A 14239-nucleotide genomic window follows, 5' to 3' on the forward strand; every position below is an offset into this window, starting at 1 on the left:
AGTTGGTAGAGCGCAACCTTGCCAAGGTTGAGGTCGCGAGTTCGAGTCTCGTTTCCCGCTCCATGTTCGGACAGGCCCCATCACGGGGTTTTGTCATGTCAGGGCTCAGTTCCTGACGCGCAGTACGTTGGCCTCATGGCAGAGTGGCTATGCACCGGATTGCAAATCCGTTTACAGCGGTTCGATTCCGCTTGAGGCCTCCATATTGAAAAGCCCTGACTCCGGTCAGGGCTTTTTCTTTGGCGGACGGATTGCCCGTGAATGTTCAAGGTTGATCACAGCTACCGCCGGGCCAACGCCTGAATCGTGGCCTGCGTCAGCGGCTGCGGCAAGGCATCCAGCGCGAACGCCCAGCTCAAGTGCCGGCTCGAATCGTGGCAGCATGGTTGCCGCATTGGGGGCGAGGCTATGGATCACGCGCGTGCTCGACCTACAGGGTGAAACCGTCCTGGTCGCTAGGCGGGATCGCGCATCGGCGTCTCCGCGCGGAAGTTGCGCCCGATCACTTCGCTCACGCCCAGGTAGTGACGGAACAGATAGATCAACGGCTTCCAGCGCGCCACGTCGATGTGCTGGGTGCCGGCCACGGTGATGTCCTCGTGGGCATGCACGCAGCGGATACGACCTTCGACGATCACAAAGCCCTGGCCATCGTCCCCGCCAGGCGGGTGCATTGCCATTACGCTGACTTCTACCTGCAATGGGCACTCGGCAATCGCCATCGGCGCGACCTGCGTCGATGCGACTTCACTGAACCTGCCCAAGGCGAACTTGTCGCGCACGTGCACGTAGCCCATCGCCTGCTTGGCGGCCGGCACCGGGTCACAGCCGGTCGCCCTTGCAATGGCCTCGACCTGCGCGGCCTGCGCGGACGAAGGAAAATTCAGCACGCACTCGTTGCGCAGCTGCAGATTGCGGTAGCCCTGGCCCTGCACGCCGAGGCCCAGCACCACGCGATTGCCCAGTGCCCAGAACGAAGAAAGCGGGCTGATGTTGCTGCTGCCGTCGTCGTTCAGCGTGGTCATCAACAGCACCGGTGTGCCTGGATACAGGACCGAAGGGGTGATGCAGCGACGATGGATCGAAGCATTCTTCACGACAGGTCTCACGGTGTTGGGGCGGCAACTTTGACGTGGCAGTGGCCGCCGACGCTTCGGCCTGCATCGAACTATCGGTATACGGGGGCGTGCCACAATGCGGGCATGGTCCACACCTCCGGTTCCCTTGTCAGCGTTGGTGCCCTGGTCGGTGACCAAGCGCGCGCCGCCATGCTGCTGCAATTGATGGATGGGCGTGCCTACACCGCGATGGAACTGGCGCGCGTGGCAGGGGTGACGCCGCAGACGGCAAGCTCGCACCTGCGCAGGCTGGTCGAGGGCGACCTTCTCGTTGCCGTCGCGCAAGGGCGCCATCGCTACCATCGGCTGGCCTCAAGCGAGGTGGCCGACATGCTCGAAGGCATCCTGCGCGTGGCCGATCGTACGCCCTCGTGCACGGCTGCAGCATCGCGCACCCTGCCGGCGCTGCGCCAGGCACGTTCCTGCTATCGACACCTGGCCGGCGTGCACGCGGTGGCCATCACCGAGCATCTGCTGAGGGCGGGTCATGTGCTGCCGGGTGACGGACATTGGCGGGTGAGTGAGCACGGCGCTGACTTCCTGCGAGGACTGGGCCAGCCACTGGCCGATGTACTTCGGCAGCCGGTCACGGCCAAGCCCGCGCGCTACTGCCGGGGGTGCCTGGACTGCACCGAGCGGCGTCCACATCTGGCGGGCCTGGTCGGCGAGGCGATGCTGGACAGCTTCGTGAGCAACGACTGGCTCCGACGCGTCGAGGGCCGGCGCGAACTACGCCTGACTCCGCCGGGGCGCGAGGCATTGTGGCGACTGTTCACCCTGGCGACCTGAGCCGCGGGGTCAGTCTCAGCCACCTGCGACATGGAAAGGCGTTATGGTCGAGTTCCACGTCTTAGGGAGCTGCAATGGCGAGCAAGGACACCTCGGATCGCTTCGGGCACGGAGCGAATCGGAAATGAGCAAAATCATGGCAGATGTGCGCTGGTTGACCTTCCGTTTGAAGAACGGGCAATCCATCGGGCCGGATCGGCTGAAAGACGGATGGGTGATTGCCTCGGAAACCGCCCGCTGCGAGGTCCGCCGCGAGCATATCGAAGGATCGGGCCTGGTCTATGCCCTGTACGCCCCGGCAAACCTGGCCTCACCGCGGCGCGCGGAGATGCGCATGCGCGAGTTCCTGATGACTTCCGGTTACACCTTCACCATGGGAACGCTGGGCGGTTGACGACGCCCCGATCGGGCCGCGCGCATCATGCAGCGCCGTGCGGGTCAGGCCCAGGCCCTTGTGGCCGAAGTACATCGAGGTGTCGAAGCCCAGCCACTCGCCTTCGTGCATGCCGGACAGGTACGCGGTCAGTCGAGATTGGGAAACCCACCAGTTCCTACAACGTAAGTGATTGGTATCGCTGTGGGCTGAGCCGGCTCCCGCAGGAGCCGGCTGGACGCCAATCAGGGAGACGGGCAGTCCATTTCACGGCACATCCTGTACTCGGCCAGGCACTGCTCCGCGGTCTTGCCCAACGGTCCGTGCGAAGTGCGCAGGCACTGCTCGTACTTCAGCGTGCAGAACTCGCAGGTTCCGGCGGCGAAGGCCAGGCCGGTCACGGCCATGCCAAGGAGCATCACGGTCTTCAAGGTCGTCTTGATCATCACGTCAGTCCTTTGTCTGCCCTTCAATGGGCCGGGCTACCATAGCAGCCCGACCGGCACGGTCCTGATGCGCTGCGGCATGCGCCGGCCTCAGCGCTGCACCGCCTTTAATGCTTCGACCACCTGCGCTTCAGAGAAGCCACAATGCCCTTCGCCCACGGCCGGCAGCACCTGCGGCAGCGGATGGGCACCAGCCTGTGCGGCCAGTTGCGGATACACCGCCTGCATGTGCGGCACGATGGTCGGGTCGTTGTGGTTGAACTGGATCACCAGCGGTCGCTTCAACGCACCGGTCAGTGCAGGATTTCCGCGCGCATGGGCCTGTGCGGAAAGCACGGCATCGATGCGCTGCACGCCGGCATTGAATGCGGCGTCATCACCGAAGCCGCTGTAGACAATGCCGACATTGCCGGTCGGCATTCCGCCGCTGCGGGTGGCCAGCTCATGCAGGACCAGTGCGTGCAGGCTGATCGTGCCGGCCAGGTCTTCAGTGGAGACCTGCAGCCGCCGCGCCAGCAACGCCGCATGTGACGGTGCGCGCTGCAGCGCGTTGGCGATACCCTGGTACAACTCGCCCTGCGGCAGTGTGGCGGTTTCGCGCGAGACAAGGCCGGTCCTTGGCAGGCCTTCGGCCTTTGGGAAGAAATAGTCGAACGCGACCAGCGTGGTCAGCAGGTCGGCCGCGATCCGTTCACCACTGAGATTGGCGCCGCACAACGAGACCCCACCCGCGTAATGCTGCGGGAAGCGCTCGAGGCTGCCGATCGTCACGGCGCCACCCATCGAGAATCCCAGCATCCATGTCTGGCGCACGTGCCCGAGTTCAGCCAGCACGTGCTGGCGCAGCCGTTCCATATCGCTGATCGCATCGGACACTGCCCAGCCCTGGCTGGCATAGGCACTCTGTGCGACGGCGTAGCCAGCGGCCAGCAATGGTGCGGTGCTGTCATTGGCGGTCATCGGCGTAGTGCGTGGCATGCCTACCGGCTCATAGCCGTGGGCCAGCATCACCAGGTCGCCATTCCAGCTCGCTGGCACATCCAGCCGCCACGGTGCCCTCTGCAGCTCTCCGCTCAGGGTGCGCGGTGCAGTGGGTAGTGCGGCCAGCAATGGTGTCGAAGACAGCAGTAGGCCGAGGGCGAGGGTGCATCGAAGCAAGGGACGCATCACGGTCATTCCATCCGGGAATCGCGCCGAGCATAGAACCCGGCGAAATCCTGCGCGCGCTGCACTGCCGCAGGGGATTGCCTGGCAGCCGTGGACCCGGCACCCGTGCACGGGGCCGCGAACTGTTCGCGTCGGCCGGCGTTGCCCATCAGCTCCATTTTCTCGACGTTCCCGCCCCCATCTGCAAGGCGCGGCTGCGTGCCCGCAACGCACGCGGTGAGCACCCGTTCCAGGCCAGCGATGAAGCGTTCGAGCAGATCACCCGCCACTTTGTGGCGCCTGCGGCGGCGGAGGGCTTCGGGGCGATCCGCCATTTGCAGGATGGGTGAGGGTCCGGGGCGGACAGCGTTCAATCGTCCATCACAGTGGCGATTCCGATACGATCTGACGTATTGAACCATTTCCGCTTGATCCGGAGTCTCGTTATGGTCGACCGTCTCGCCATTCTGCTTGAGCGCTTTTCGGTCACCGCCTCGGTGTTCCATGCGGGTGCGCTGTGCGGTATCAACACCCTGGAGAGTGAAGATGAGGCCGGCCAGCTGCACCTGGTGCGGCGCGGGCCGGTGCAGGTCAGGCACGGCCAACAGGCCGTCCAGGTCGAGGTGCCCAGCCTGTTGTTGTATCCGCGACCGATGCCGCACCGCTTCAGCACCGACCCGCAGCTCGGCGCCGACATGGCCTGCGCCAACCTGTATTTCGAAGGGGGCCGGCTCAATCCGATCAGCGCGGCACTGCCGGATTTCATCTGCCTGCCGCTGGCGGATCTGTATGGCGGCCACGCGGCGCTGGAACTACTGTTCGAAGAGGCCTTCGAGCAGCGTTGTGGCCGTGCGGCCATGGTCAACCGCTTGTTCGAGGTGGTGATGATCCAGGTGCTGCGCCAGCTGATGGAAGGTGGCGAGATGCGCGGTGGCCTGTTTGCCGGGCTCGGTCATCCGCGACTGCGGCTGGCGCTGGTGGCCATGCACGAATCACCGGCACAGGCGTGGACGCTGGAAGATCTGGCCGATGTCGCCGGCATGTCGCGCAGTGTGTTCGCGGCCAGCTTCCGCGAGGCCATGGGAACCACTCCGGGCCAGTACCTGCAGGGCTGGCGGGTGGGCCTGGCGCAGCAGGCACTACGCCAGGGTAGGCCGCTGAAGCGGATTGCCGACGACGTGGGCTATGGCAGCGAAGCGGCGTTGTCGCGCGCCTTCAAGGCGCACACCGGGCAGTCGCCACGGCAGTGGCGCGGGCAGGCCCGTGCCACTGCAGCCTGAGCCTCAGCCCAGCACCAGCCGGGCCAGCTTCATCCCGCCGAACAGGCCGGCCAGGCCCAGTGCCACCGAGCCGCCGGCATACAACGCCGCCAGTCCGTGCTGGCCGCGCTGCAGCAGCAGGCCGATTTCCAGCGCGTAGGTGGAAAACGTGGTGTAGCCGCCGAGGATGCCGGTGGCCAGCAGCAGGCGAAGCTGCGGCGAGGCGCCATTGCGCATCGCGAAGACCTCGACCACCACGCCCATCAGCAGTGCGCCGCTGATGTTGATGAGGAAGGTCGACCACGGCCAGGGGCTGCCGACCGCCACCCGCGCGCCGATCAGGTTGCAGGCATGGCGCAGGCAGGCGCCGAGACCGCCGCCAATGAAGACCAGGAAGTAATTGTTCAGAGCTTGCATGGCGTGCCTCGCGTGCGGATTCGCTGGTTCGACGGCGAACGGCGAGGGCAGGCACGACCTGCCGTCGACGAACGCCGGGTTCGTCCTGGCAGGAGCCATCAGCCTTCTCAGGCGGTTATCGGGGGAGCCCCATCCCCATCGCCGCCTATGCTACCAGCGGCGGTGCGCTCACGTCATCGAGGTCATCAGCACGCGGGCGACCTTGCTGCGGCTGAAGCCGTCCATCAACAGCTCGAACGCGAGCAGGTCCAGCGCCGCGTGACGGCGGTGATCGATCTCCAGCCCGTTCTCGGCAACCAGGTGACTGACCAGTTCGTAGGCGTCCTGCCAGACGTCCAGGTGGGCCTGGCTGGGGATGTAGGCATTGCCGGGCTCACCGACGCCGAGCCCGCTGATGCCGTACAGCAGTTCACGCGCGTCCAGCTTGGCCGCATCGGCGATGCGGAACAGCTGTTCGGCCTTCACATGCGAGGGGCTGACATGGTCGTTGAGCCAGTTGCTGATGGTTGCCGTCGTCGAGTGCGCGGCACGGGCCAGGTCGGCCGGGCGTGGATGCCCGGCTTTCTTCATGGCGGTGGCGAGTCGTTGGCCGAGAGTATTCATCTATGCAAGCCAGCTTAACGCGTGGAATGCGAAGAATCCTTGCCGCAAGAATAAGGCTGGTTAACAGAAGGGCCGGCCATGACCGAATTCTGGAGCAAGAGACAGGTGCGTAACCGGTTGGGCTTCCGGACCGATGCCGAACTGGCGCGCTTCTTCGGCATAAGCCGATCCGCAGTGTCGCAATGGCCCAGGGACTTTCCAATTCCGGCGTTGAGGCAATACATCCTGCACCAGCGCTATCCGAATCTGTTCCCCGTAACTGAGGCGGCGGAAGGTAAATCCATCTGATCTGCGCCGCATTCTGTCGCATCTAGCACTCTAAGCACTTTTTGTTAAGTATGCTTAGCAACATAGGCAAATTCGATCAATTTGGGATTGCCGATCAGTGACGTCTACTGGCGGGCGGGGCGGTCAAGACAGGTCGCGTGTCGGCTTCGGACCATCCGGCGACCCCGTGGGCCCGTATGCAGTTTCGTGAACGATTAATAATTTCGATCACGAATGTCGCTGCATGTAATTGACCTGTCGTGAAATCTATGACTAATTGGCATCAACTGGGCGTGAAGCCCGGGAGTCTTTCAGTAGCACGCAAGTGAGTCGGTAGACCGTCAACAATGCAGAACAAGTCCAACGGAGGTCGTATGGAATACGGCATGCATGGCTTGGCTGAACGGGTACGCCGCGAACTGGAAGCCAGCTATCACAAACACGGATGCGGTCCGGCGTTCTGGGATACCTACCAGCAGGTGCTGGACCGCCTGGTCCCGCAGGGGACCGAGCGTACCGAAGTCACCAATGAAATGGCGCTGATCATCGAGCAGCTGGGCATCGTCCGACGTGCACAGCTGGTCCCGCCTAACGCCAGCGGGCCGCGTTGATTCAGAGCAGGCGCCAGGCGCCGCAGGCAAGCAGCGCCAGCAGCATTGAAATCAGGCCCAGGGTCCGCGGTCGCCACCAGCGCCGCGGTTGCCCGACCATCGCCTGTGGACTGCAGTAACGCACCAGCCCCGGACCGAAGCCGGCCTGGTGCTGTTGCTGTGCGCAGGCTTCCAGGCAGGCGCCGCAGGCCAGGCAATCGGCCTGCGGCCCGTGGCGTATGTCCAGTTGCATCGGACAGGCGCTGACACAGGCGGCGCAGTCGGTGCAGTCGCCCAGGCGGTCGGCACTGAAGACGGGCATGGGCCCGGCCAGCAACGGATGCGCAGCACGGAACACGTAGTCCTGCGCAGTTGTTGGATCGAGCAGGCCACGACCGCGGCCGAGAACGCCGCCCAGGCCGGATGGACGCGGCCCACGTGGTTCACCCCGACGCGCGTCGTACAGCATGCGCGGCGTGTGTGGATCGGTCAGCAGCGGCTGCATGCGTGCGAACGGGCACAGCGAGCGGCAGACCTGCTCGCGCAGGAAGCCGGCATTGCCCCAGGTAGCGGCCGCATAGAACAGCACCCAAAAGGTTTCCCAACGGCTCCAGTCGGCGTGGGGCGCAGCGGCCACCAGTTCGGCCATGGGGCTGAACAGGCCGACGAAGGTGATCCCGGTCCATAGCGACAACAGTCCCCAGGCCACCTGCGTGGCGGGGCGCGCCATTGATGCTGGCAGCACGCGGGCCACGGCGCGTGCGATCCAGTCGAAGGCACGGCGCCACAGCGTCTGCGGACAGGCGTGGCCGCACCAGATGCGCCCGGCGAGATGGGTGAGCAGCGCAAAGCCCACCGCCAGCGCCGACAATAGTCCGATCAATACGCCGGCGTCGCCAGGCCACAGCGTCCAGCCGAACAGGTCGAAGCGTCGAGTGTTGATGTCCAGCAGCAGGGCTTGGCGGCCGTCCCAGCGCAGCCACGGCAGCGCATAGAACAGCACCAGCAGGGCGGCGCTGAGCGGGCCGCGCCAGTGCCACGGTCTGGGTGTTGTGGTGCAGGTCGTGCTCATCCCAGCGGCAGCTCGTCGTCGTCGTCGCTCGGCATCGGTCGTTGCAGGTACCAGGTGACTGCACTGGACAGTGCTGTCACTGCCCAGAACATGAAGAAGCCAGCGCTATAGCCCAGCTCGCGGCTGATCGCCGTGTCCGGAAAGCTGATCGCCTGCAGGCGCAATGGATCGACGAAGGCGAAGAACACCACGCTGGCCACGCCGGCGGCAATGAAGCTGGGCCAGAGGATGGCGCCCCAATGCTGGATCAGCCGCTGGCGGCGGCTGGGAGAAGGTCTGTTCATGCTGTCCCGGTTCGAAAAGTGGGCGGCGCGTATACTCCGCCGGCTGGCGCAGCATCCGCAGGGCATGCTTCCTGCAAGCGTGCCAGCCTAGGTGCAGCGGACTGCGCCGACATTGATCTGGATCAACGGTGGTGATGGCCGGCTGCGGCACACTGCCGGCAAGCTTTGGGTGCCCCGATGACCGCAATACCTCCGCCAGTCCTTCCCGTCGCCTCGCCGGAGCTGTGTACCGAGCAGGAAGTGACCCGCCTGGTCCACGACTTCTATGCCCGCGTGCGCGAGGAAGAACGGCTGGGGCCGGTGTTCGGCGCGCACGTCCACGATTGGTCGGAGCATCTTGCGCAGCTGGTCGACTTCTGGTCGGCGATGCTGCGCGGCACGCGCCGCTTCAAAGGCTCGCCGATGTCCAAGCACATGGCCATTGAACTGGACAAGGATCTGTTCGACCGCTGGCTGGTGCTGTTCCGGATCACCACTGCCGAATGCAACAACCCGCCGATGCAGGAACTGGCCAACGATGTGGCCGCACGCATCGGTGACACTTTCTGGAAGCGCTACCAGATGCTGCGCTGGCCTCAGGTCGGCCTGCCGGTGCTGGGGATCCCCGCCAAGGATTGATTTGGGTCAAGGCGGCGCAGGCCGCCCGGCGCGATGCTGGCGCCATGGACACGTTCTCTCCCGCCGCTGGCGGCCTGGCCTGGAACTTCGACCCCGACCTGCTGCGTCGGCACGACCGTCCGGGGCCGCGCTACACCTCGTATCCGACCGCGCCGCATTTCCATGATGGCTTCGACGCGCCGGCGTTGCGCCAGGCAATTGCCGACAGCAACCAACTGGCCCGCGCGCTGTCGCTGTACGTGCACGTGCCGTTCTGTTCCAGCCCTTGCTTCTACTGCGGCTGCAACCGGGTGATCAGCCGTGATCGCGGCCGTGGCCACAGCTACGTCTCGCGCGTGCTGGCCGAGGCCGACCTGCTGGCGCCGCAGTTCGAGGATGGTCGCGAAGTCATCCAGCTGCACCTGGGCGGCGGCACGCCGAATTTCCTCGATGCCGAGGCGATGACCACACTGATCGAAGGGCTGCGCCGACGTTTCGACTTCAGCGATTCATCACAGCGCGATTTCTCCATCGAGCTCGATCCGCGCTTCATCGATACCCGAGACGTAGCGATGCTGGCCCGGCTGGGGTTCAACCGCGCAAGCCTGGGCGTGCAGGATTTCGACCCGCAGGTGCAGGAATCGATCAACCGCGTGCAGGGCGTGCAGCAGACGCTGGACATCCTGCGCGCCTGCCGCGACAGCGGCATGCGCTCGGTCAACGTCGACCTGATCTATGGCCTGCCGGGGCAGAGTCTGGAGGGCTTCGGGCGCACACTGGAACTGGTGCTGGCGCTGCGCCCGGACCGCTTGGCGGTCTACGGATATGCGCACCTGCCGCATCTTTTCCGCGCGCAGAAGCAGATCGACGAAAGCCGGTTGCCGTCGCCGGAAGACAAGCTGGCGCTGCTGGGGCTGGCGGTGGAGAGGCTGTCGGCCGCCGGTTACCAGTACATCGGCATGGATCACTTCGCGTTGCCGGAAGAGGACCTGTCGCGTGCGCAGCGTGCCGGCCAGCTGCATCGCAACTTCATGGGCTACACCACCCACGCCGATACCGATCTGCTCGGCCTGGGCGTGAGTGCGATCAGCCACATCGGCGCGACCTACAGCCAGAATCCGCGTGACCTGCCGTCCTGGGAGGATGCGGTGGACCACGGCCAACTGCCAGTCTGGCGTGGCGTGGCACTGAGTAACGACGACCAGCTGCGCGCGGAACTGATCCAGCAGCTGATGTGCCAGGGCGAGGTGGATGGTGCCGTGCTGGGCCAGCGCCATGGTGTCGACTTCGAGCAGTACTTCGCCGAAGACCTGCGTTCGGTGCAACGTCTGCAGGACGACGGTCTGGCCGAATACCGTGAGGGTGTGGTGCGCGCCAGTGAACCGGGACGACCGCTGCTGCGGCTGCTGGCGATGTGCTTCGATCCGTACCTGCGTGCGGCGCATGAGCAGCCGCGTTATTCGCGGGCGATCTGACGGCTTGCTGCGCTGTGCGCGTGTGGTGCCCGGAGCCGGAATCGAACCGGCATGGGGTTGCCCCCGGCGGATTTTAAGTCCGATGCGTCTACCAGTTTCGCCATCCGGGCCTGCAGCGCGGCGCCGATTGTAGCCCACCTGCCGCACGACGGCTGGATTGCACCGGAGCAGTGACCTGCGGGGACGTGCTTAACTGTTGTGCCTGTTCATGTCATAGTCCCAACCATCGTTCCCAGGGGGGGAGCCACCTGATGTCGCTGCACGCGATTGCCTATGCCAGTGAGGCCCGCGCCGATCTGCAGACAACCGATCTTGACCGCCTGCTGGCCGATGCCTCGGCATTCAATCGTGTAGCCGGCGTCACCGGCGTGCTGATGTTCGACGGCACGCGCTTCCTGCAATACCTGGAAGGTCCGGAAGATGGCATCGATTCGGTGTTCCCGCGCATCCTCAACGCGCGCAGCCATGGGCAGCTGAAGGTGTTGTGCCGTGCGCCGGTAGCGCAGCGTGCATTCCCGCGCTGGTCGATGGGCACGCGACGGATCGAAGCGGACCTGCTGGCGCAGATCGTCGATGCCGCCTGGCCAGGCTTCCTGCAGGGCAGCGGTGGCTTCGAACGCCTGCGCCAGGCCTGGACCGGTGCCGATGGCGAACTCGAACCGGCAGCGGTCGCACTGGGGTCCTGAACTGCCTTGGCGGCGGGGGGCGAGGCCGTTACGCTGTAGCCTTTCCGGCGTGGGTTCCTCCGAGTGGTACAGCGAATGAGCGTATTGGCCGAAGCGATGGATGCGAACGTGAAGCCTTGCCTGTTGCACTGGGCGTGCCGATGAATGTGCCTGTTGCAGCGGCCGACGCACCCCGTTTTGCGGTGATCGGCCTGGGCTATGTCGGGCTGCCGCTGGCGGTGGCCTTCGGCCGGCACTGGCCGACGCTGGGTTTCGACATTGATGCCGGGCGCATCGCCGAGCTGCGCAACGACGTGGATCACACGCTGGAAATGGAAGCCGACGAGCTGGCCAGTGCGCAGCTGCTGGAGTACGGCAGCGATCCGGATCTGCTTGACGCGTGCAACGTCTATATCGTGACCGTGCCGACGCCGATCGATGCCTACGAGCAGCCCGACCTGGAGCCGCTGCGCTCGGCCACGCGGCTGATCGCCAGCCACCTGCGTGCTGGCGACCTGGTGATCTACGAATCCACGGTGTATCCCGGCACCACCGAAGAAGTGTGCGTGCCGCTGCTGGAGCAGGGCTCCGGCCTGCGCTTCAACGAAGACTTCTACTGCGGCTACAGCCCGGAGCGGGTCAGCCCCGGTGATCGCCATCGACGCCTGGCTGACATCCGCAAGATCACCTCCGGCTCGACACCGGAAGTTGCTGCGGTGATCGACGGCCTGTACCAGCGCATCATTGCTGCCGGTACGTTCCCGGCGCCGTCGATGCGCGTGGCCGAAGCGGCCAAGGTGGTCGAGAACATCCAGCGTGATGTCAACATCGCGCTGGTCAACGAGCTGGCACTGATCTTCGACCGGCTCGGCATCGATACCCAGGACGTGCTCGACGCGGCGGGCAGCAAGTGGAACTTCCTACCGTTCCGGCCGGGTCTGGTTGGCGGCCACTGCATCGGCGTGGATCCGTATTACCTGCTGCACAAGTCAGAGAGCGTGGGTTTCCACCCGGACCTGATCCATACCGCGCGGCAGGTCAACAACCGCGTGGGTGAGCATGTGGCGACGCGGGTGCTGGCAATGCTGGCCGAACGCGGCCGCGCACCGGCGCAGGCGCGCATCCTGGTACTGGGCGTGACCTTCAAGGAAGACTGCCCGGACCTGCGCAACAGCCGCGCGCTGGAACTGGCGCAACGCCTGCGCGATGCCGGTGCCCAGGTCGAGGTCAGCGATCCATGGGTCGGCCCCGCTACATTGGCCGACGAAGGTGTGCAGTGGCTTGCCGAGCCAGCGGCAGGCTGCTACGACGCGGTGGTGCTGGCCGTGGCACACGCCCACTTCAAGGCGATGGATGAAACACGGATCCGCAGCCTGCTGGCGCCCGGTGGCCTGGTCTACGACGTGAAGTCGGCCTGGCCGCGCAACGTGGTTGACGATCGACTGTAAACCCCGGCGGCAGTCGGCGCGGTAGACTCGGGGGCAGTTGCAACCGAGGAAAGCCATGCACCGGTATATCGTCTACCTGCTCGCCATCCTGATGTTCCCGATCTGCCTGTGGCTGGCCGTGATATGGCCGGCCTGGTACTGGGGCGTCGGCCTGACTGCCGCGATGGTGGCGCTGGGGACCTGGGACCTGCTGCAGAAGCGCAGCACGCTGCGCCGCAATTATCCGGTGATGGCGCACTTCCGATACGGCCTGGAATCGATCGGCCCGGAGATCCGCCAGTACTTCGTGCAGAGCGACCTGGAGGACGTGCCGTTCTCGCGCCAGCAGCGCGCGCTGATCTACCAGCGCGCCAAGAACGAAATGGACACGGTGCCGTTCGGCACCCTGCGCAGTACGTACGCTGTGGACTACGAGTGGATCAACCATTCGCTGGCGCCGACGGCCATCGCCAAGCATGACTTCCGCGTGCTGATCGGTGCCAACTGCGCCAAGCCCTATTCGGCCAGCGTGTTCAATATCTCGGCGATGAGCTTTGGCTCGCTGTCGGCCAATGCGATCCGTGCGCTGAACGAAGGCGCGCGGCGCGGCGGCTTCTACCACGACACCGGCGAAGGCTCGATTTCACCCTATCACCGCGAAATGGGGGGTGACCTGGTGTGGGAGATCGGCTCGGGCTACTTCGGGTGCCGCGACGAGAAGGGCGGTTTCAGCGAGGAGCGCTTCGTTGCCAATGCCACCCATGACCAGGTCAAGATGATCGAGATCAAGCTGTCGCAGGGTGCCAAGCCCGGCCACGGCGGCGTGCTGCCGGCGCCGAAGGTGACCGCCGAGATTTCGGTGACCCGTGGCGTGCCGATGGGCGTGGACTGCGTGTCGCCCTCGCGTCACTCGGCGTTCTCCACGCCGGTGGAGCTGCTGCAGTTCGTGGGCCGCCTGCGCGAGCTGTCCGGTGGCAAGCCGGTCGGATTCAAGCTGGCGATCGGTCACCCCTGGGAGTGGTTCGGTATCGCCAAGGCCATGCAGGAGACTGGCCTGTTGCCAGATTTCATCGTGGTCGATGGTGCCGAGGGCGGCACCGGTGCAGCCCCGGCCGAGTTCGTCGACCATGTTGGCGTGCCGATGCACGAGGCGCTGCTGCTGGTACACAACACGCTGGTCGGCCTGGACCTGCGTGACCGCATCCGTATCGGTGCGGCGGGCAAGATCACCAGTGCGTTCGACATCGCGCGGACCGTCGCGCTGGGGGCCGACTGGTGCAATGCCGGCCGTGGCTTCATGTTCGCGCTGGGCTGCATCCAGTCGCTGAGCTGCCACACCGACAAGTGCCCGACCGGCATCGCCACCCAGGACCCGGCACGCTGGAAGCACCTCGATGCGCCGGACAAGGCAACGCGTGTGTACAGCTACCACGAGCACACGCTGCACGCCTTGAAGGAGCTGCTCTGCGCTGCAGGTTTGAATGACCCGGCGGAGCTGGGTCCGGAGCACATCCTGCGTCGTGTTTCGCCGGTTGAGATCCGTTCGCTGGCGTCGCTGTACCGTTATCTGGAACCGGGCGAGCTGCTGCACAAAGTGCCGGACCACGCGGTGTTCCATGCGTTCTGGGCCGATGCACGCAGCGACTCGTTCCAGCCACCGCCGAAGATCCAGGCGTTGCGCGCCAGCAAATCGCGATGACGCTTCTGTAGA

17 protein-coding genes, 2 tRNA genes, 1 pseudogene and 1 riboswitch are annotated in these 14239 nt (G+C 65.3%); of the genes and pseudogenes, 12 read left to right on the top strand and 8 right to left on the bottom strand.

The window, feature by feature from the left end; genetic code table 11:
- The first annotated feature begins 129 nt into the window (after positions 1 to 129).
- Positions 130 to 203 (top strand) — tRNA-Cys (locus AC13GA_RS19370).
- 252 nt (positions 204 to 455) lie between these two features.
- Here the strand turns inward: AC13GA_RS19370 and AC13GA_RS19375 are convergent.
- A complete protein-coding gene (locus tag AC13GA_RS19375) occupies positions 456 to 1097 on the bottom strand; it encodes a flavin reductase family protein (protein WP_428709135.1) in 642 nt (213 codons plus the stop codon).
- Positions 1098 to 1202: 105 nt separating this feature from the next.
- Here AC13GA_RS19375 and AC13GA_RS19380 point away from each other — a divergent pair, with 105 nt between their 5' ends.
- Positions 1203 to 1907 carry an ArsR/SmtB family transcription factor gene (locus AC13GA_RS19380; protein WP_482998780.1) on the top strand — a complete coding sequence of 235 codons (705 nt, stop codon included), beginning with the start codon at positions 1203 to 1205 and terminating at the stop codon, positions 1905 to 1907.
- Between the two features lie 124 nt (positions 1908 to 2031).
- Positions 2032 to 2301 (top strand): hypothetical protein, encoded by a 270-nt coding sequence (locus tag AC13GA_RS19385; RefSeq protein WP_046984915.1) that lies wholly within the window; start codon positions 2032 to 2034, stop codon positions 2299 to 2301.
- A gap of 224 nt (positions 2302 to 2525) precedes the next feature.
- On the opposite strand, the gene AC13GA_RS19390 is transcribed toward AC13GA_RS19385, so the two are convergent.
- Positions 2526 to 2726 carry a hypothetical protein gene (locus AC13GA_RS19390; protein WP_046984916.1) on the bottom strand — a complete coding sequence of 67 codons (201 nt, stop codon included), beginning with the start codon at positions 2724 to 2726 and terminating at the stop codon, positions 2526 to 2528.
- Positions 2727 to 2816: 90 nt separating this feature from the next.
- Positions 2817 to 3893, bottom strand: a complete 1077-nt coding sequence (locus tag AC13GA_RS19395; protein ID WP_482998781.1) for an alpha/beta hydrolase family protein — start codon at positions 3891 to 3893, stop codon at positions 2817 to 2819.
- A gap of 95 nt (positions 3894 to 3988) precedes the next feature.
- On the opposite strand from AC13GA_RS19395, the pseudogene AC13GA_RS19400 reads away from it, so the two are divergent.
- Together AC13GA_RS19400 and AC13GA_RS19405 are read left to right on the top strand one after the other, a co-directional pair.
- Positions 3989 to 4222, top strand: a pseudogene (locus AC13GA_RS19400) (P-loop nucleotide/nucleoside kinase family protein); the annotation flags it as partial.
- A 96-nt stretch (positions 4223 to 4318) separates the two neighbouring features.
- Positions 4319 to 5152, top strand: a complete 834-nt coding sequence (locus AC13GA_RS19405) for an AraC family transcriptional regulator (RefSeq protein ID WP_428709133.1) — start codon at positions 4319 to 4321, stop codon at positions 5150 to 5152.
- Positions 5153 to 5155: 3 nt separating this feature from the next.
- On the opposite strand, the gene crcB is transcribed toward AC13GA_RS19405, so the two are convergent.
- Complete coding sequence (crcB, locus tag AC13GA_RS19410) at positions 5156 to 5548, bottom strand: fluoride efflux transporter CrcB (protein ID WP_012510632.1); 393 nt, start codon at positions 5546 to 5548, stop codon at positions 5156 to 5158.
- 82 nt (positions 5549 to 5630) lie between these two features.
- Positions 5631 to 5694: riboswitch (Fluoride riboswitch) on the bottom strand.
- 22 nt (positions 5695 to 5716) lie between these two features.
- Positions 5717 to 6118 (bottom strand): helix-turn-helix domain-containing protein, encoded by a 402-nt coding sequence (locus tag AC13GA_RS19415; RefSeq protein WP_012510633.1) that lies wholly within the window; start codon positions 6116 to 6118, stop codon positions 5717 to 5719.
- Positions 6119 to 6229: 111 nt separating this feature from the next.
- On the opposite strand from AC13GA_RS19415, the gene AC13GA_RS19420 reads away from it, so the two are divergent.
- Positions 6230 to 6439, top strand: a complete 210-nt coding sequence (locus tag AC13GA_RS19420) for a helix-turn-helix domain-containing protein (RefSeq protein ID WP_046984920.1) — start codon at positions 6230 to 6232, stop codon at positions 6437 to 6439.
- Between the two features lie 353 nt (positions 6440 to 6792).
- Positions 6793 to 7029, top strand: a complete 237-nt coding sequence (locus AC13GA_RS19425) for a hypothetical protein (protein WP_012510634.1) — start codon at positions 6793 to 6795, stop codon at positions 7027 to 7029.
- Between the two features lies 1 nt (position 7030).
- Here the strand turns inward: AC13GA_RS19425 and AC13GA_RS19430 are convergent, their stop codons facing one another.
- Together AC13GA_RS19430 and AC13GA_RS19435 are read right to left on the bottom strand one after the other, a co-directional pair.
- The gene (locus tag AC13GA_RS19430) at positions 7031 to 8080 is read right to left on the bottom strand and encodes a 4Fe-4S dicluster domain-containing protein (RefSeq protein ID WP_337301963.1); all 1050 of its coding nucleotides are present in this window, start codon (positions 8078 to 8080) and stop codon (positions 7031 to 7033) included.
- The gene (locus AC13GA_RS19435) at positions 8077 to 8364 is read right to left on the bottom strand and encodes a hypothetical protein (RefSeq protein ID WP_046984922.1); all 288 of its coding nucleotides are present in this window, start codon (positions 8362 to 8364) and stop codon (positions 8077 to 8079) included. The genes AC13GA_RS19430 and AC13GA_RS19435 overlap by 4 nt, the downstream gene beginning before the upstream one ends.
- Positions 8365 to 8541: 177 nt before the next feature.
- Here AC13GA_RS19435 and AC13GA_RS19440 point away from each other — a divergent pair, with 177 nt between their 5' ends.
- Both AC13GA_RS19440 and hemN read left to right on the top strand, forming a co-directional pair.
- Positions 8542 to 8982, top strand: coding sequence for a group III truncated hemoglobin (locus AC13GA_RS19440; RefSeq protein WP_482998782.1), 441 nt, complete (start codon positions 8542 to 8544; stop codon positions 8980 to 8982).
- Between the two features lie 44 nt (positions 8983 to 9026).
- Positions 9027 to 10436 carry an oxygen-independent coproporphyrinogen III oxidase gene (gene hemN / locus AC13GA_RS19445; RefSeq protein ID WP_430766393.1) on the top strand — a complete coding sequence of 470 codons (1410 nt, stop codon included), beginning with the start codon at positions 9027 to 9029 and terminating at the stop codon, positions 10434 to 10436.
- 23 nt (positions 10437 to 10459) lie between these two features.
- On the opposite strand, the gene AC13GA_RS19450 is transcribed toward hemN, so the two are convergent.
- Positions 10460 to 10546: transfer RNA gene (locus AC13GA_RS19450), tRNA-Leu, on the bottom strand.
- Between the two features lie 141 nt (positions 10547 to 10687).
- Here AC13GA_RS19450 and AC13GA_RS19455 point away from each other — a divergent pair.
- The 3 genes from AC13GA_RS19455 to AC13GA_RS19465 all read left to right on the top strand — a co-directional run bounded on the left by AC13GA_RS19455 (position 10688) and on the right by AC13GA_RS19465 (position 14227).
- Positions 10688 to 11122, top strand: a complete 435-nt coding sequence (locus AC13GA_RS19455) for a BLUF domain-containing protein (protein ID WP_046984924.1) — start codon at positions 10688 to 10690, stop codon at positions 11120 to 11122.
- A 140-nt stretch (positions 11123 to 11262) separates the two neighbouring features.
- Positions 11263 to 12549 (top strand): nucleotide sugar dehydrogenase, encoded by a 1287-nt coding sequence (locus AC13GA_RS19460; protein WP_482998783.1) that lies wholly within the window; start codon positions 11263 to 11265, stop codon positions 12547 to 12549.
- Positions 12550 to 12604: 55 nt separating this feature from the next.
- The gene (locus AC13GA_RS19465; RefSeq protein ID WP_046984926.1) at positions 12605 to 14227 is read left to right on the top strand and encodes an FMN-binding glutamate synthase family protein; all 1623 of its coding nucleotides are present in this window, start codon (positions 12605 to 12607) and stop codon (positions 14225 to 14227) included.
- Positions 14228 to 14239: the final 12 nt, after the last annotated feature.

It is taken from the genome of Stenotrophomonas sp. 22DLJC03, from assembly GCF_056861405.1.